The 16,648-nt window shown below is 70.1% G+C and carries 14 protein-coding genes; 6 read left to right on the top strand and 8 right to left on the bottom strand.

Annotated elements, in window-relative coordinates; genetic code table 11:
• Positions 1-4: 4 nt before the first annotated feature.
• The gene (locus tag JI751_RS12040) at positions 5-1,816 is read right to left on the bottom strand and encodes a glycoside hydrolase family 15 protein (protein ID WP_201936489.1); all 1,812 of its coding nucleotides are present in this window, start codon (positions 1,814-1,816) and stop codon (positions 5-7) included.
• Positions 1,813-3,216 carry a glucose-6-phosphate dehydrogenase gene (gene zwf, locus JI751_RS12035; RefSeq protein ID WP_201936486.1) on the bottom strand — a complete coding sequence of 468 codons (1,404 nt, stop codon included), beginning with the start codon at positions 3,214-3,216 and terminating at the stop codon, positions 1,813-1,815. Before zwf ends, JI751_RS12040 begins: the two co-directional genes overlap by 4 nt.
• Before the next feature lie 116 nt (positions 3,217-3,332).
• Between zwf and JI751_RS12030 the strand changes: the two genes are divergently transcribed.
• Positions 3,333-4,787: a mycothione reductase gene (locus tag JI751_RS12030; RefSeq protein WP_201936484.1), complete on the top strand. Its 1,455-nt coding sequence runs from the start codon at positions 3,333-3,335 to the stop codon at positions 4,785-4,787.
• 132 nt (positions 4,788-4,919) lie between these two features.
• Entirely contained in the window at positions 4,920-6,164 is a 1,245-nt protein-coding gene (locus JI751_RS12025; protein WP_201936482.1) for an acetyl-CoA hydrolase/transferase family protein, read from the top strand.
• A 46-nt stretch (positions 6,165-6,210) separates the two neighbouring features.
• On the opposite strand, the gene JI751_RS12020 is transcribed toward JI751_RS12025, so the two are convergent.
• A complete protein-coding gene (locus JI751_RS12020) occupies positions 6,211-7,275 on the bottom strand; it encodes an NAD(P)-dependent alcohol dehydrogenase (protein WP_201936479.1) in 1,065 nt (354 codons plus the stop codon).
• Between the two features lie 151 nt (positions 7,276-7,426).
• Between JI751_RS12020 and JI751_RS12015 the strand changes: the two genes are divergently transcribed.
• Together JI751_RS12015 and uvrA are read left to right on the top strand one after the other, a co-directional pair.
• Entirely contained in the window at positions 7,427-8,092 is a 666-nt protein-coding gene (locus tag JI751_RS12015; protein ID WP_201936477.1) for a response regulator, read from the top strand.
• A 479-nt stretch (positions 8,093-8,571) separates the two neighbouring features.
• On the top strand, positions 8,572-11,010 hold the full coding sequence (gene uvrA, locus JI751_RS12010) for an excinuclease ABC subunit UvrA (protein WP_201936476.1): 2,439 nt from the start codon (positions 8,572-8,574) through the stop codon (positions 11,008-11,010).
• A gap of 188 nt (positions 11,011-11,198) precedes the next feature.
• Here the strand turns inward: uvrA and JI751_RS21540 are convergent, their stop codons facing one another.
• Positions 11,199-11,330 carry a DUF7218 family protein gene (locus JI751_RS21540; RefSeq protein WP_269090460.1) on the bottom strand — a complete coding sequence of 44 codons (132 nt, stop codon included), beginning with the start codon at positions 11,328-11,330 and terminating at the stop codon, positions 11,199-11,201.
• Positions 11,331-11,414: 84 nt separating this feature from the next.
• Between JI751_RS21540 and JI751_RS12005 the strand changes: the two genes are divergently transcribed.
• Entirely contained in the window at positions 11,415-11,885 is a 471-nt protein-coding gene (locus tag JI751_RS12005) for a DUF6328 family protein (RefSeq protein WP_201936475.1), read from the top strand.
• A gap of 55 nt (positions 11,886-11,940) precedes the next feature.
• Here the strand turns inward: JI751_RS12005 and JI751_RS12000 are convergent, their stop codons facing one another.
• A complete protein-coding gene (locus tag JI751_RS12000; protein WP_201936474.1) occupies positions 11,941-12,609 on the bottom strand; it encodes a PAS and ANTAR domain-containing protein in 669 nt (222 codons plus the stop codon).
• Positions 12,610-12,868: 259 nt separating this feature from the next.
• Positions 12,869-13,723: a mechanosensitive ion channel family protein gene (locus JI751_RS11995; RefSeq protein WP_201936473.1), complete on the bottom strand. Its 855-nt coding sequence runs from the start codon at positions 13,721-13,723 to the stop codon at positions 12,869-12,871.
• A gap of 290 nt (positions 13,724-14,013) precedes the next feature.
• Between JI751_RS11995 and JI751_RS11990 the strand changes: the two genes are divergently transcribed.
• Complete coding sequence (locus JI751_RS11990; RefSeq protein WP_307814187.1) at positions 14,014-14,280, top strand: ANTAR domain-containing protein; 267 nt, start codon at positions 14,014-14,016, stop codon at positions 14,278-14,280.
• Positions 14,281-14,646: 366 nt separating this feature from the next.
• Here the strand turns inward: JI751_RS11990 and JI751_RS11985 are convergent, their stop codons facing one another.
• A complete protein-coding gene (locus tag JI751_RS11985; RefSeq protein WP_201936468.1) occupies positions 14,647-14,925 on the bottom strand; it encodes an ANTAR domain-containing protein in 279 nt (92 codons plus the stop codon).
• 713 nt (positions 14,926-15,638) lie between these two features.
• Complete coding sequence (locus JI751_RS11980; protein WP_201936466.1) at positions 15,639-16,061, bottom strand: hypothetical protein; 423 nt, start codon at positions 16,059-16,061, stop codon at positions 15,639-15,641.
• Between the last annotated feature and the right edge of the window lie 587 nt (positions 16,062-16,648).

Below are 16,648 nucleotides of genomic sequence, written 5' to 3'. Positions count from 1 at the left end.
CCGATCAGGGGAGCTCGCGGTCCAGGTTGAGGATCGCGCTGATCATGCTGAGGTGGGTGAAGGCCTGCGGGAAGTTGCCCAGCTGCTCACCGTTGAGGCCGACCTGCTCGGCGTACTGCCCGAGGTGGTTGGCGTAGGTGAACATCTTCTCGAGGGCGAGGCGGGCGTCGTCGACCCGACCGACGCGGGTGAGGGCCTCGACGTACCAGAACGAGCACAGCGAGAAGGTGCCCTCGCCGGCCCCGCCCGAGGACCCGACCCCGTCGGAGAGGCGCTCGGCGTCGTAGCGGAACACCAGGCTGTCGGTGACGAGCCGCTCCTCGACGAGGGCCAGGGTCGAGAGGAAGCGCGGGTCGTTGGGGGCGATGAGCTTCACCATCGGCATCAGCAGCACGCCCGCGTCGAGCGTGTCCGACCCGACGTGGCTGACGAACGCGCGGAGGTCCTCGGACCAGCAGTCCTCCATGATCCGCGCGTAGATCTCGTCGCGGACCCGGGCGAGCTCGGTGAGGTCGCCGGGCAGTCCCCGACGGCGTGCGATGCGCATCATCCGCTCGACCGCCACCCACGACATCAGCCGCGAGGTCGTGTGGGCGCGAGGCTCGCCGCGCACCTCCCACATGCCGGCGTCGTCGCGGTCCCAGTTGTCCATCAGCCAGTCGGCGATGCGCCACAGGTCCTGCCAGGCGTCGTGGCTGATCCCGCGACCGTGCTTGTCGAAGAGGTAGACCGAGTCGATGAGCTCGCCGTAGACGTCGAGCTGGAGCTGGTCGACGGCCGCGTTGCCGACGCGGACGGGGCGCGAGTCGCGATAGCCCGCGAGGTGGTCGAGCTCGCGCTCGTGCGGCATCTCGCCGTCGAGGTCGTACATCACGCGGAGCGGGCCGAGGTCGTCGTCGGCGCCGGCCTCGCCCATCCGCTCGGAGAGCCACCGGACGAACGATGCGGCCTCCTCGGTGAAGCCGAGCCGGAGGAGGGCGTACACGCTGAAGGCCGCGTCGCGGACCCAGACGAACCGGTAGTCCCAGTTGCGCTCGCCGCCGATCTCCTCGGGCAGGCTCGTCGTGGGCGCGGCGACGATACCGCCGCTGGGCTCGTGGCACAGGAGCTTGAGGGTCAGCGCCGAGCGGTTCACCCGCTCGCGCCAGCGACCGGTGTAGGTGCACTGGGAGAGCCACGTGCGCCAGAAGGCGGCCGTGCTCTCGAAGAGGTCGTCGACGTCGTCCTCGCTGCAGCCCGCCGCGTCCTCGCCGGGCTCGAGCACCTCGAGCACGAAGAGTGCCGCCTCGCCCTCGCCCAGGTCGAGCTCGGCCAGGACGTCCGAGTCCTCGACCCTGACCTCCACGGTGCTCGACAGGGCGAGCTCGACGTCGCCGTCCGCGAACCGCACCACGCCCGCGTCCTGGGACAGCGTCGGCGTCACCGACCCGTACTCCGGGCGGGGGGAGACCCGCATCGACATCGCGACCGAGCCACGGACGTTGACGACACGCCGGACCAGACGCTGCCGGTGGTCCGGGTCGTGGGCACGGCGCACCGGCAGGAAGTCGTGCACCTCGGCGACACCGTGCTCGGTCATGAAGCGCGTGACGAGGATGTTGGTCTCGGGGACGTAGTACTGGTGGGTCCTGGCCCCGTCGTCGACCGGCGCGAGGCGCCAGCAGCCGGCGTCCGGGTCGAGCAACGAGCCGAACACGCTGGGACCGTCGAAGCGGCCCGGGCAGAACCAGTCGATCGTGCCGTCGGTGGCGACGAGGGCAGCGGTCCGCAGGTCGCCGATCAGTCCGTGGTCCGCGATCGCAGGCGCGTCCGTCACCCGAGCCGCCATCCGCCGGCCGCGAGGTCGAGCGCAGCCTGCGGGCCCCACGAGCCCGGCTCGTAGGGCTGCGGGTCGGGCATCGCGTCGAGCACCGGCTGGCACACCTCCCACAGCCGCCTGGTCTCGTCGGAGCGGGCGAACAGCGTGTGGTCGCCGCGCAGCACGTCGAGGATCAGCCGCTCGTAGGCCTCGAGCGGCTCGTCGTCGGGGAGCTCGTCGCCGAAGTCGAGCTGCATGGTCGCCGAGGCCAGCTCCATGTCGGGACCCGGCTTCTTGCCGGCGAGGTCGACCGAGATCAGCGCATCGTCGGTGAGCTCCAGGACGAGCTCGTCGCCGTCGGGGTCGCCGAAGACGGCCGACTCGGGAGCCCGGAAGCGGAGGGTGACCGTGCGCCGGGTCTCGGCCATCGCCTTGCCCGTGCGCAGGTGGAACGGCACGTCCTGCCACCGGTCGTTGTCGACGTACGCCGTCAGGGCGACGAAGGTCTCCACGTCGGAGTCGTCGTCGACGTCGTCCTCGTCGCGGTAGCCGTCGTACTGCCCGAGCACGACGTCCGAGGGGTCGAGCGGGCGGAGTGCGGTGAACGCGTCGTGGCGGGCCTGGCGCACCGCGTCGGCGGACCACTCGCCCGGGTCCTCGAGGGCGATGGTGCCGAGGATCTGGAACAGGTGCGTGGACACCATGTCGCGCAGGCACCCGGTCGACTCGTAGAACGAGCCGCGACCCTCCATCCGCAGCGTCTCGGGGACGTCGATCTGCACCTGGGCGATGCTGCGCCTGTTCCAGGCGGGCTCGAAGAGCGCGTTCGCGAAGCGGAGCGCGAAGACGTTCTGCACCGCCTCCTTGCCCAGGAAGTGGTCGATGCGGAAGACCTGGTCCTCGTCGACCTCCTCGTGCAGCGCGTCGTCGAGCTCGACGAACGACTCGAGGTCCAGCCCGAACGGCTTCTCGATCACGAGCCGCGCACGCTCGGTCAGACCCTCGCGACCGAGCATGGCGACCATGCCGGCCATCGCGGTCGGGGGGACCGAGAGGTAGACGAGACGGCGTACGTCGTCGCCGAGCCCGTCCTCGGCCTCGCGCACCGCCGCGGCCAGGTCGGCGCCGTCGTCGGCGTCGGAGGTCTGGAACGACACGCGACCGAGCAGGTCTTCGGCCACGGACTCGTCGAGGTCGTCGACGGTGTCGCGCAGCCCCTCGGCCACCTGCTGGCGGAACTCCGCGTCGGTGCCGGGGGAGTGGCGCCCGCTGCCGATGACCGCGTAGTCCGAGGGCAGCCGGCCCGCTGCGGCCAGGCGGTAGAGACCGGGGAACAACTTGCGGGCCGCGAGGTCGCCCGTCGCGCCGAAGACGAGGAGGACGTGGGGTGACAGGTCGTCACCGATCGGCGCGCTCATGAGGGGGTCCTTCCGTCGTTCGTCGTCGGGCGCTGCCGACGCTAGCGACCACCCGAAGGGGCGACACCGCTCGGAGAGGTGAGGGCAGGTCGCGATGGGCTGCCTACTGTCGACGCATGAGCGACCACCGGCACTACGACCTCGTCATCGTCGGCGCGGGCTCGGGCAACACGATCGTCGACGAACGCTTCGAGGACTTCCGCGTCGCAGTCATCGACAAGGGCCCGTTCGGCGGCACGTGCCTCAACCGGGGCTGCATCCCGTCCAAGATGTACGTCCTTCCGGCCGACACGGCCACGGCCGCGCGCCGTGGCGAGGCCCTCGGTGTGCCGGCGGAGGTGGGACCGGCGGACTGGGCGCGGATCCGGGACCGGGTCGTCGGGCGGGTCGACGAGCAGGCCGAGGAGGGCCGTCGCGGCCGCGAGGAGGCCGACCACATCGACGTCTACCGCGGCACCGCGCGCTTCACCGGCCCGCTCGAGCTCGCGGTCGACGTCGACGGCGAGGTCACCCGGGTCACGGCGGACCAGCTGGTGCTGGCCTCCGGGACCCGACCGGTGGTCCCCGACATCCCCGGGCTCGAGGAAGCGGGCTACGAGACGAGCGACACCGTGATGCGCCTCGACGCGCTGCCGCGCCGGCTCGGCGTCGTGGGCGGTGGGTACGTCGGCTCCGAGCTGGCCCACGTCTTCGCGTCCTACGGCTCGCAGGTCGTGCAGGTGGAGGCCGGCGAGCACCTGCTCGGCGACCAGGACGTCGACGTCGCGCGCCACTTCACGGCCGCTGCCGACGAACGGTGGGACGTGCGCCTCGGCACCGAGGTCACGGAGGTCAGCGGCGGCGCGGGGGAGCCGACGACGCTGCACCTCGATGACGGGTCGACGGTCGAGGTCGACGTGCTGCTGCTGGCCATCGGGCGCCGGCCCAACTCGGACCTGCTCGACCTCGCGCACGGCGGCGTGGACGTCGACGACGCGGGTCGGATCGTGGTCGACGAGCACCAGCGCGCGAGCGCTGCCGGGGTGTGGTCGCTCGGCGACGCCAGCAGCGACGTACCCCTCAAGCACGTCGCCAACCAGGACGCCCGCGTGGTCCAGCACAACGTGCTGCGCGCGCTCACTGACGGCGCGGGCGACACCGCGGGCTGGAAGGTCAGTGACCACCACGCGGTCCCGCAGGCGGTCTTCACGCACCCGCAGGTCGCGCGGGTCGGTCTCACCGAGGCCGAGGCCCGCGAGGAGCACGGTGACGACGTGGTGGTCGGGCGCCACGACGTCGCCGACATCGCGTACGGATGGGCGCTGGCGGGCGAGCTCGACGGCGACGGCGAGGCCACCGGGTTCGTCAAGCTCGTGGCGCTGCGCTCGACCGGGCGGCTGGTCGGTGCTCACCTGGTCGCCCCTGTCGCCTCGGTGCTGGTGCAGCCGCTCGTGATGGCGATGGCCCACGACCTGCCGGTGGCCGGACTCGCGCGCTCGATGTACTGGATCCACCCCGCCCTCACCGAGGTCGTCGAGAACGCCCTGGTGTCCCTCGAGTCGGCGCTGGCCGACCCCGACGACGCCGCGTAGCAGCGCTCGACCCGGCCTTGGCGCGAGCGGCGCGCCGAGCTCTTCGCCACGCATCTCCACTGTCCTTGGTCCCGCCACTGCGGGACCTTCGGCCTGCTCGCCTTCCTCCGGGGCGCTGGCACGCTGGGGGACATGCGCATCGTCGACCTCGCCCACGCCGCCCGCTCGGTGCACGAGCACTGCGGATCCCTCGAGGCCGGTGTCACGCCCCGGGTCGTGACCAGCGGCAACTTCGCGTCCCCGGTCACGCTGCTCGAGCCGCTGCTGGCCGGGCTCGCGACGGTGCGCCTGCACGCGTTGAACGCCCAGCGCGACCTCCCGGTCCACGACGGCGTGACACCGGAGACGACCTTCGTGGGACCGGGCTTCCGCCGGCACCCGCGGTTGTCCTACGTCCCGTGCCGTCTCTCGATGGTGCCGCGCCTCTTCCACGGTCCACTCGCCCCGGACGTCGTCGTCGTCCACACCACGACACCGCGCAACGGAGAGGTCTCCCTCGGCCTGGAGGTCAACGTCCTGCCCGCCGCGATCGAGGCGGCGCGTGCCCGCGGTGGGCTCGTCGTCGCCCAGCTCAACCCGCGGATGCCGTGGACGTTCGGCGACGCCGTCGTGTTCGTCGACGACATCGACCTCGGCGTCGAGGTCGACGTGCCCCTGACGACGCACGTGGCCGGGGCGCCGGGGGACGACGCCCGCCTCATCGGGTCGCGGGTCGCGGCGGAGATCGAGGACGGCGCGACGCTCCAGGCCGGCATAGGGGAGGTCCCGGACGCCACGATCGCCGGTGTCCTCGCGCGTCGGCACCTCCGCGTCTGGACCGAGATGTTCAGCGACGGCGCGCTCACGCTGGAGAAGGCCGGTGCCCTCGACCGCGGGACCCCGCTGCGTACGTCGTTCGTCTTCGGCAGCCAGGAGCTCTACGACTGGGTCGACGACAACCCTCGGGTGCAGATGCTGCGCACCGAGACGACCAACTCGCCCGCCCGCATCGCCGAGCAGCCGGGGATGACGTCGATCAACACCGCCCTCCAGGTCGACCTCTTCGACCAGGCGAACGCGTCGCGGATCGGGGCCAGGATCTACAGCGGCTTCGGCGGCCAGACCGACTTCACCGTCGGCGCCAGCCACGCTCCGGGCGGCCGCGCCTTCATGGCGCTGCGCAGCTGGCACCCCCGGGCCAACGTCTCCACGATCGTGCCGCTCGTCGACGAGCCGGTGACGTCCTTCCAGCACGGGGCGGTCGTGACCGAGCAGGGCATCGCGTGGATGTGGGGGCGTGACGAGCGCCAGCAGGCGCGCAACCTCATCGAGCACGCCGCCCACCCGAGCGCGCGCGACGACCTCTGGGAGGAGGCCCGGGCGCTGGGCCTCGCCTGACCCGTCGGCCCACGGTGAGGTGGGTCCGGCAGGCCGATGGCCTCGGTCAGGGTCGGTACTCGGTGCTCGGCACGACCACCGCGCGGCCCTCGATGGCGCCCGCCTGCAGCAGCTCGTACGCGGTGACCGCCTCGTCCAGCCCGAACATCTGGACCTCGGCGTGCAAGAGGCCTCGCGACGCGAGCCCGAGCACCTCGACCAGCTCGTGCCGGTTGCCCCAGTACGTCGACTGGACGCTCACCTCGTAGGGCAGCGAGAAGAACGACACCGGCAGGGTGCCGCCGCCCAACCCGACGATCGTGAGGTCGCCGAGCTGTCGGCTCATCGCCGCGCCGGCGAGAAGCGTGTCGTCGGACCCGACGAAGTCGAGCACCACGTCCGCGCCCGTCCCGCCGGTGGCCTCGCGGACCTGGGCGGCGAGGTCGGCCCCGGGTGCGAGCACCAGGTCGGCGCCACCGCGCTTGGCCAGCTCACGGGCGGACTCGCGCGGGTCGACGGCGATGACCGTCGCGGCCGTGGTCGCGCGCAGCACCTGCGCGCCGAGGTGACCGAGTCCACCGACGCCGATGACGACGGCGGTCGAGCCGGGCGTGAGCTTCGCCCACGAGCGTCGTACGGCGTGGTACGGCGTGAGGGCCGCGTCCGTGAGAGGGGCGGCGTGGGCCGGGTCCAGGCCGTCGGGGAGGACGACCAGGTGCCGCGCGTCGGGCACGAGGAGGTAATCCGCCATGCCGCCGTCCAGCCCGAGCCCGCCGCCACCACCCGGTGCGCGGGTGCGCTCCGGGTGGTCGCAGTAGGTCTCCAGGTCGGCCCGGCAGCGCGCGCAGGTGCCGCAGCCCCACGCGCCCACGACTGCCACCGGCTGGCCCGGTTCGAGGCCGGTGACGCCGGCGCCGAGGGTGTGGACCCAGCCGGCGTTCTCGTGGCCGAGGGTGAACGGGGGAGCCCAGGGGAGCTGGCCGTCCTCGAACTCGTGCATCAGGTGCAGGTCGGAGTGGCACGCTCCGGCGCCACCCACCTGGACGAGGACCTCACCGGGTCCCGGTACGGGCGTCTCGACGTCCCGCAGGACCGCCGGGCTCCGCCAGCCTTCAAGGCGTAGTGCCTTCATGTCGTCTTCCTCTCGTGGGGTGCCTCCCACGCTGCCGTCCGCACCGGCCGACGGGCAGGGGCCCACGTCGTACCGGTTCGGGACCAAGGTCCCGGTCGACGGGTGACCATCGTCCGGTGACCGCCCGGTCCGTCGTGCCTACCGTGGACGGATGGACGAGCCCACCATTCCCACCGTCGAGGCCCCGATCCGGGTCTTCCTGCTGGACGACCACGAGGTGGTCCGCCGCGGCATCAAGGACCTCCTGGAGTCGGCCGGCGACATCGAGGTCGTCGGGGAGTCGGGGTCGGCCCGGGAGGCCACCGCGCGGATCCCGGCGATCCGTCCCGATGTGGCGATCCTCGACGGCCGGCTGCCCGACGGTTCGGGGATCGACGTCTGTCGCGACGTCCGCTCGGTGGACCCGACCATCCGGGGCCTCATCCTGACCTCGTACGACGACGACCAGGCGCTGTTCGCCGCGATCATGGCCGGTGCGTCGGGCTACATCCTCAAGCAGGTCCGGGGGCACGACCTGGTCGACTCGGTGCGCAGGGTCGCCGCCGGGCAGTCCATGCTCGATCCCGCGATGACGGCACAGGTCCTGGACCGGATCCGCAACGGGCCGCCGTCGGACCACGAGCTCGAGGTGCTGACCGCGCAGGAGAAGCGGATCCTCGAGCACATCGGGGAGGGCCTGACGAACCGCGAGATCGCCCGCAGCATGGAGCTGTCGGAGAAGACGGTGAAGAACTACGTCTCCGCGGTGCTGACCAAGCTGGGTCTCACCAGCCGTACGCAGGCCGCCGTGTTCGCGGCCAAGCACCCGCAGGGGTAGCCGGTAGAAATGGCAGAACCGCTCACGTCCGGGGGGAACCGTGAGCGGCTCTGCGATCGCGTGGGTGTCCGTCGACACCACACGACTCAGGGGTGAGACGTGAGCAGTCGCGGATCCTGACGCGATTCCGGGGCTGAATTTCCGAGAAGCAGCAGGATCAGGTCGAACGGTTGAGCGTGTCCGAGGGTGCCTCACCGAAGGCGTTGCGGTAGGCGGCGGCGAAGCGGCCCAGGTGCAGGGCCCGAGCCCGGAGGCCACGGCACCGACCGTGGTGGCCCCTGGGTCGGTCGCTAGGAGAGTCTCGCGCGCTCGGCGGAGCCGGACGTCGCGCAGGTACGTCATCGGCGACGTGGCGAGGTCTCGACGGAATCCCTCCTGCAAAGTGTCAGCGCCATCGGCAAGGGCGGGCGCATCATCCGGCTCGCGTGTCGCGGGTGCCAGACAGGGACAATCGCTCCTGGACGCGATAGGCAGTGACGATGACCGACATGACGGACCCCTTCGTGCACGTCCGCGGCGCCAGCGAGCACAACCTGCGGGACGTCGACGTCGACCTCCCGCGCAACGCGTTCGTCGCGTTCACCGGGGTTTCGGGGTCTGGCAAGTCCTCGCTGGCCTTCGGCACGCTCTACGCCGAGGCCCAGCGACGCTACTTCGAGTCGGTGGCGCCGTACGCGCGGAGGCTGCTGCAGCAGGTCGGCGCTCCGCACGTGCAGGAGATCACCGGCCTCCCGCCGGCCGTCGCGCTCCAGCAGCGGCGTGGGGCACCCAGCTCGCGCTCGACGGTCGGCACGATCACCACCCTGTCCAACCTGTTGCGGATGCTCTACTCGCGAGCAGGTGACTACCCCGACGGTGCCGAGCACCTCCCCGCGGAGGCCTTCTCGCCCAACACGGCCGCCGGCGCCTGCCCGCGCTGTGGCGGCCTCGGTGTCGAGCACGACGTCGCGGAGGACCTGCTCGTCCCCGACACGTCGTTGAGCATCCGCGAGGGCGCGATCGCCGCGTGGCCGGGCGCGTGGCAGGGCGCCAACCTGCGCAGCATCGTCATGGGTCTGGGCATCGACGTGGACCGGCCGTGGCGGCGGCTGGCGAAGAAGGACCGCGACTGGCTGCTCTTCACCGACGAGCAGCCGTCGGTGCTGATCAAGCCTGAGCGCGACCGGGTCGACCACAGCTACTACGGGACGTTCTGGAGCGCGCGCAAGCACGTGATGCACGTGCTGGCCGACTCGCAGAGCGAGCGGATGCGCGAGCGTGCGCTGCGGTTCGTCCGCGACTCGAGGTGCACTGTGTGCCACGGCAGCGGGCTCAGGCCGGAGTCCCTGGCGGTGAGCTTCGCCGGTCGATCGATCGCCGAGGTGAACACGTTGCCCTTCGGTGACGTCGTCGCGCTGCTGCGCCCGGCCGCGAGCGCCACGGTGGACGACGGGACCACTGAGGCGGCGGTCCGGATCTGCACCGACCTCGTCGCGCGCCTGGAGGTGCTGCTCGATCTCGGTCTCGGATACCTCAGCCTGGGCCGCGGGTCGACGACCCTGTCGCCCGGCGAGGCGCAGCGCTTGCGGATTGCCACCCAGCTGCGGTCCGGTCTCTTCGGGGTGGTGTACGTGCTCGACGAGCCGTCGGCCGGCCTGCACCCCGCCGACGCCGAACCGCTGCTCGACGTGCTCGACCGGCTCAAGGCCGCAGGCAACACGTTGTTCGTGGTCGAGCACGACCTCGACGTCGTACGCCGTGCCGACTGGGTCGTCGACATCGGCCCGGGAGCGGGGGAGGGGGGAGGACGGGTGCTCTACAGCGGTCCCGTCGACGGCCTCGAGGCGGTGGCCGGGTCGGTCACCGGTGACCACCTGTTCGGGCGCATCGCACCGCTGGAGCACGAGCCCCGCGAACCCCACGGCTGGTTGCGCCTGCGCGGGGTCACCCGTCACAACCTCAGCGATGTGTCGGTCGACGTCCCGCTGTGCGTGCTCACCGCCGTCACCGGGGTCTCCGGCTCGGGCAAGTCGACGCTGGTGACCCAGGTGCTCGCCGAGCTGGTGCGCGACCGGCTCGGGCTGGCTCACGACGACCCCGACGACGCCGCGCTCGAGATCGATGTCGATGACGTGACCGGGCTCGAGGCGTTCGACCGCGTGGTGCGTGTCGACCAGCGCCCGATCGGGCGCACCCCGCGGTCCAACCTGGCGACGTACACCGGCCTGTTCGACGCGGTGCGCAAGGTCTTCGCCGCGACCGACGAGGCCCGTGCCCGGGGATACGGCGCCGGGCGCTTCTCGTTCAACGTCGCGGAGGGTCGGTGCGACACCTGCCAGGGCGAGGGGTTCGTGTCGGTCGAGCTGATGTTCCTGCCCGGCACCTACGCGCCGTGCCCCACCTGCCACGGCGCGCGCTACGACGCCACGACCCTCGAGGTGGCCTACCGCGGCCGCAACGTCGCCGAGGTGCTGGCGATGTCGGTGGACGAGGCGGCCGTCTTCCTGGCCGACGTCCCGGCGGCCGCGAGGAGCCTGGACACGCTGCGCGAGGTCGGGCTCGGCTACCTGCGGCTCGGCCAGCCCGCCACCGAGCTGAGCGGCGGCGAGGCCCAGCGGATCAAGCTCGCCACGGAGCTGCAGCGCGCCCGGCGAGGCCACGCGCTCTACCTGTTGGACGAGCCCACGGCCGGGCTGCATCCGGCGGACATCGCGCTCCTCGTGCGGCAGCTGCACCGGCTCGTCGAGGCAGGCAACACCGTCGTCCTGGTCGAGCACGACCTCGACACGATCGCCACCGCCGACTGGGTCATCGACCTCGGACCCGGCGGGGGAGACGCCGGCGGCCGCGTCGTCGCGACCGGCACCCCGGCCGCTGTCGCGAAGGCCGAAGGCAGCGCCACGGCGCCGTACCTCGCGCGCCGGCTCGTGCGATCCTGATGGGTCGACGGCGACCTGTCTCATCCTGGGCGAGACGCTCGGTGCCCCGGTAACTGGGCGCCGCCGAGAATCCACGAGAAACGCCACCGAACGACCGGAAGTCTGAAGAGCTCCGATGGCCCCTCGCTCGCCCAGACCGAGGCTCGAGGCTCAGTGGTCGCGGAGCGCGTCGATGAGTTCGGATCTCGTCATCGTCGAGCGGCGGACGCGTTGGCGATCCGCGCCGCCTTCTCCTTGCTCGCACCGTCGGCGCGGAGCGCTTCGTAGATGTCGGGGTCCAGCACGGACGACCCCGGCGACGTCCTCCTAGTCTCGGCCATGCGTCCACGGTGCCACCGGGCCGCACGAGGGTGCTCACCCGTGCGGGGGTGGGCGCCGCCGCCCGGCTGAGTAGCGTCCGGAGGATGTCCCCCGGCCGACAAGACGAGACCGAGCAGGAGCGGGCGGACCGCAACTGGAACGACCTGCTGCAGGAGCTCCGCGTCAGCCAGACCGGCGTGCAGCTGCTCGCAGGGTTCCTCGTGACGATCCCGTTCCAGTCGCGCTTCTCCGAGCTCGATGGGTTCCAGCGCGGCTGGTACGTCGGGCTGCTCTGCCTGGCTTTCGCGACAGTCGGGGTGACGCTCGCGCCGGTGGCGATCCATCGCCATGTCTTCCAGGAGGACGCGAAGCCTGAGCTGGTGCAGGCGGGTCACCGGCTGACATCGACCGCGCTCGTCATGATCGGTCTGCTTCTGGGGGGGATCCTGTTCCTCGTCGTCGACATGGTCTACGACCGTGCGGCGGCCGCAGCGGGCGGGATCGCGGCCGTCGTCGTGCTGGCTGTGCTGCTGCTGGTCCTGCCCACGCGGGTGTCGAGCCAGAAGAGGCGGTGAGGTCGGGCCTCCGCGTCATGGCTCGAGCGCAGCACACGCGCGGGACTCGGAGCTCTCAGGGCGTTACAGCGCCGGCCGCATCGTTGGCTGATGCGTGGAGCACCTCGAGCATGTCGTGCGCCGAACCTGGTTGGTGCTTGGTCGGCGTGTCGTCACGGCTCGCGGCCGCCACCAGCACGGGCGCGATGTCTCGCACCTTGCGGTTCGTGTCGGCCGAGAACGCGCGCAACAGCGCGAACGCGGTGTCGGCATCGACGCTGTAGAGCTGCATGAGCACGCCCTTGGCCTGCTCAATCACCGCACGGTGCTCCGAGAAGTCCTGCACTGCCGATTGAAGATGGACGTTCGTGTCCTGGTCGCGGAGGTTCGTCCCGTCGATCAGGTGCCCATGAACCACGAGCGTTCCGTCCTGGTCCTCCAAGTGTCCGGCCGCCAGCACGACCCGCTCCTCGTCCGACGCGGTGCGGATGCGGTGCAGGAACGAGAAGGGTCTGCGGTGCTTCACGACCGTCTCGCGCGACTCCCATGCGGCAGGGACGTCGTCCGGATGGATGTGCCGCATCACGAGCTCGGTCGTCGGGACCACATCACCCGGTTCGAAACCGTGGATGCGGTACATGGCGTCCGACCACGTCCACTCATCAGCATCAGGCCGGTAGGTGTAACGGCCGACGACGGCGGCGTGCGACGCGTGGAACTCGTCACCGCGACTCGACTCGACCATGAACGAAGTCTTGCCCAAGTTCTCGCTGGTCGACAAGCACCGGACATCGGCCCAACCCTGGACCAACCCGATGGTTGGCCTCGGAAGGAAGGGCACGCGACTGACAGCCGGCCACCGGCCGCGCGGCGTCTCACGCCGTCGGCAACTGCTCGTGGATGTCTGTTGGTGAGCCGCTGTCCTCCGGTGACCGCGAAATCGCCGCCTCGGCATGAGGGCGACGGTTTCGCAGTGCGGGAAATGGTGACTCCGGACTGATGGGTCAGCGGGTGGGTGAGGCGGGCGGCGGCATGTGCTGCGTGGCCTCGGGGTCGAACGCGCGGTCCGACGTGATGGCCTCGTCCGCATCGTAGGTGGGGCCCGCGGTGGTTCCGGTCGAAGTGCCGGGGGTGCTCTGCGCCTGGTCGTACTCGGAGCGCGCGCGCTGCGCGCCGACGTGGGTGTCGTGCTTGGCCTGGCTCGCCGCGTCCGCGCTCCTGTCCTTGGCCTGGCGCAGCATGTCGGCGGCGAGGTCGCGGCCACCCAGGCCGAAGGCCAGGGCGAGGCCGAGCGCGAGGGCGAACATGATGGCGGTGAACGCGATGCGTACGATCTCGGGGGCGATCTGGAGCTGCTCGAGGATCATGAAGAAGGCGATGGTCATGATGACCGCGGGGGCGACGGTGCCGACGACCTTGCCGGTGGGGGTGTCTCCCATGAACTTCACGACGGCGCCGGCGATCGCTCCGGAGAGCAGGGCGGCGATGATGAAGATCAAGATGGCCACGATGACGTTGGGCAGGTAGGCCAACACGTCGTTCATGAACCCGGTCGCCGCGGGGATGCCGAGCGCCCCGATGGCGGCGGTGATGAAGAAGATGAAGATGAGCCAGAACACGATGCGGGCGATGCCGTTGGCCGGTGAGGCGCCCGGGAGGACTGCGTCGACGTATCTGCGAGCCGAGCTCTCATGCAGACGCCGGTCGATGTGCACCTTGTCGAGAAGCTTGCCGACGATTCCGGCCACGATCCGCGAGATGATGTAGCCGATTACCAGGATGAGCAGGAAGCCCACCAGATTGGGCAGGAAGTCGAAGATCCCGTCCGTCGTGTTCTGAAAGCTGTCACCGATGTCCATGAGGGTGTCCTTTCGTTCGGTGACTACGACTTTGGTCGCAGTCACGGACGCAGAACACCTCCCGATGATCCGTATGTCGCGCGCTGAAAGGGGTATCTCGCGCCGGCGAAAGCGGTGACGCGGAGCGCTTTGCTGCCAAAATTGACGTTGGGTGTGGCGACGCCGAGCGATGATTGCCTAGCCTTTGGTCAACCTTGAGGTGGAGGCGACGAGGGCGACCCGAAGAGCCTGGGTCAGGAGCCGTTGGGTGACGAGAGTGCGAGGACGACCTCGCGGAGGCCGAGCGCGAGATCAAGCAGCTGCATCGAGCAGTCGAGAGTCGTACGGTGATCGGCCAGGCCGAAGGCATCTTGATGGAGCGCCTCGGGGTCGGCCCGGACGAGGCCTTCACCTACTTGCGTCGGGTGTCGTCGCACACCAACCGCAAGCTCGCCGACATCGCCGCCGACATCGCCGAGCATCGGGGCCAGCTGTCGGCTCCGCCGTCCGCGCCGCCATCCTGGACGCCGGGAGTGCCGTCGGCACCACCGTCTGCTGGACCTTCGCTCACGGACTGACTCATGTCGTCCTCCCTCTTGCACGTCTGGGCCGTCCGGCCCGCCATGCGAGCGCAGCTCGCCCGTCTCACCTATGGACCCGGCCGGTTTGCGCTTCCCCGGAGCCCACCGGCTGCGTCCCCAAGACGCTGAGTAAAGGATGACGTCCGTCACTGCGGCGGATCGGACGCACACATTCCGGGTACGCACCCGGGTAGGTCATCAGTTCTGTCCGGACGGTCCTGACGATTAGGCCCGGGTGGTCAAGAACGAGGGCGCCCGGGCCGCCCCTACTTTCGGGATTCGTCAGACGCCGGCGCCGCCGGGCATTAGCCTCGTTACAGGACTTGCCGCCGGTGCTGACGAAGCCGACCCGCGGCAGTCCCTCTACCTTTCGCCGTCGACCGCGGGCAGCTGCTTTGTCTCGACGATCTCCGCCGCGATCTCGATCACCTTGCGGTTCGTCACCGACGACACCCGCTTGAGGTACGCGATCGCCTGGTCCGGGTCGACACCGAAGCTCGCCATCAGGATGCCCTCGGCCTGACCAATGACCAGCCGACTGTCCAGTGCTTCCTGCAACTGTTTGATCTCTTGCTCGGCTTCAGCAAGCGAGGCCTCCACCGAGGGTGCTTGTGCGTCGCCGGGTTCCTCCACCGGGACCATGCTCTTATGCCTTCCTGACCCGATCCAAGACTTGCCCGAGGTTAGACAAGGTGTCGCCCTGGCGACTCATCCTCAGCTGCTGACAATATCGTCGTTCGACCAAGGGGGCACACCCGCAGACCGGCATCTATCGACGTGCGCGTATGGTCAGAACGCCCTCACCTCGCCGGGTGGCGCCACCAGTGGTCCCCTCGGATGCCGAGACCCCGTGTTCGAGTGGGACTGCCACCTAGGTCGGGTGTCGCAGCCGAGCGGCCTCGGCGCGGACGACCAGCTCGAGCAGGTTCCAGCCGGAACTACCCTCGCACTGCACACACAGCAGGCCCGCGTCACGACGTAATGGGGCCAATCGCACCGATTGCCTCGAACGTACGGACCTGCCGCGAAGAGGGTGTCGCTTGTCAAACGGGCGTCAGGGACCACCGAGCGAGCTCGCAAGTAGGCCCTCGCCCCGCTCACCAGTTGGCTCACCGACGCTCGGCGCTGACCCGATGCAGCAGACACCACACGTGTGATGCTCACACGCAGCGAACGGGCCATCTGACTGCTCGCACTTAGTTTAGCTGCACGGTCTTCAACGTACGCACAGCTTCCGACAGTTCTGACGCTCGTGTCAGCGGCGCCCCTCGGGCAGCTGTCACGGCGGAAGACCGCGCGCTGCCGATGGCTGCCGAAGCTTCGCCGGTCCACTGCCGGGCGGCGACTGACTACTGCTACTCGGGCTGGAGATAGAGGCATTGGTGACGTGGTCGAGCAGGATTGTCTTCGTGGTGCATGTACCTAGTCCAGCCTGTCTTATCCCAGAAGCCGTCGGCCTCACTGAACGCGAGCAATCGGCGATCCGGATACAACTCGGCAAGTAGTTGCAGCGTTGCGAAGCCGACACGTCGTCCGCGGTGTCGTTGACGGACCTCGATGAACTGGATCTTTACGAACTGACGTGGGTCCACGTCTTCGAGGTACTCGCCGGGATGGGTGCGCTCGATCATCTCGACCCCAGCGAGCTCAACACCGCGCTCGTCATGAACAGAGAGCAGCGTCGAGTCATGCTGAAAGATGCGGGGACGCCACCACTGCTCGTTGAATCCAGTCGGGTCGCTGAAGCCGTCTGTTCGCTCGGTCAAGGTGAGGTGCACGGGACATCCTTCACCCCGCGGTTACTCGAAGTACTGGCGGCGAGGGTGAGGCAAGGCACGAGTGCGCCCATTGCTGATGAGCGGACGGATCAACCACCCCGCCGAGCCGTTGACTACTCACGCACCTACTCGTCGTCGGGCCATGCCTCGCCGGGTGGCCAGGGGTCCGGAAGTCCGAAGAACTGGTCCGCCCCGTTGGAGCTGGGACCTCAATCAGCGTGCTGTCGGCAAGGCTTAGCGTGTCGCTCGGCAACGGAACCAGGTCGGGAAGCTCGTAGACCGGGTTGGGGTGCCGCCACAGGGTCGTCTCCGCTCGCTGCACGTGGTACGGCATGAGCCGATTCACGAGGAGAACCCCTGAGACGTTGCGGTTTGGCCCACTCCGGCGGTGTGCCGAAGTGGCCGTCCGGCTGCCGGACTTCGCGGGTCACCATGGAGCCGTCGGGCGCCTCGCCGATCTGCACGGCGACGCGCCCGTACATGGCGTTGCCGCTGTGCCATCGGTCCCTGTCGTGGATGTACGTGCCGACCGCGATGATGAAGGGCGCCCCGAGGTCCCCGTACTCGTGGTGTTTCGTCGCCAGTGC

The organism is Nocardioides baculatus (assembly GCF_016735675.1).
In the GTDB taxonomy this organism is placed as follows: domain Bacteria; phylum Actinomycetota; class Actinomycetes; order Propionibacteriales; family Nocardioidaceae; genus Nocardioides; species Nocardioides baculatus.
The sequence above is the reverse complement of the archived record's forward strand: the minus strand, read 5'-3'. Positions and strand labels throughout refer to the sequence as shown.

What these genes read in the sequence shown, in the direction of transcription:
- JI751_RS12020 (WP_201936479.1), bottom strand. Translation starts at nt 7,275, where the DNA reads ATGAAGGCACTACGCCTTGAAGGCTGGCGGAGCCCGGCGGTCCTGCGG.
- JI751_RS12000 (WP_201936474.1), bottom strand. Translation starts at nt 12,609, where the DNA reads ATGGTCGAGTCGAGTCGCGGTGACGAGTTCCACGCGTCGCACGCCGCC.
- JI751_RS12025 (WP_201936482.1), top strand. Translation starts at nt 4,920, where the DNA reads ATGCGCATCGTCGACCTCGCCCACGCCGCCCGCTCGGTGCACGAGCAC.
- JI751_RS12015 (WP_201936477.1), top strand. Translation starts at nt 7,427, where the DNA reads ATGGACGAGCCCACCATTCCCACCGTCGAGGCCCCGATCCGGGTCTTC.
- JI751_RS12005 (WP_201936475.1), top strand. Translation starts at nt 11,415, where the DNA reads ATGTCCCCCGGCCGACAAGACGAGACCGAGCAGGAGCGGGCGGACCGC.
- JI751_RS11985 (WP_201936468.1), bottom strand. Translation starts at nt 14,925, where the DNA reads ATGGTCCCGGTGGAGGAACCCGGCGACGCACAAGCACCCTCGGTGGAG.
- JI751_RS12030 (WP_201936484.1), top strand. Translation starts at nt 3,333, where the DNA reads ATGAGCGACCACCGGCACTACGACCTCGTCATCGTCGGCGCGGGCTCG.
- JI751_RS11995 (WP_201936473.1), bottom strand. Translation starts at nt 13,723, where the DNA reads ATGGACATCGGTGACAGCTTTCAGAACACGACGGACGGGATCTTCGAC.
- uvrA (WP_201936476.1), top strand. Translation starts at nt 8,572, where the DNA reads ATGACCGACATGACGGACCCCTTCGTGCACGTCCGCGGCGCCAGCGAG.
- JI751_RS21540 (WP_269090460.1), bottom strand. Translation starts at nt 11,330, where the DNA reads ATGGCCGAGACTAGGAGGACGTCGCCGGGGTCGTCCGTGCTGGACCCC.
- zwf (WP_201936486.1), bottom strand. Translation starts at nt 3,216, where the DNA reads ATGAGCGCGCCGATCGGTGACGACCTGTCACCCCACGTCCTCCTCGTC.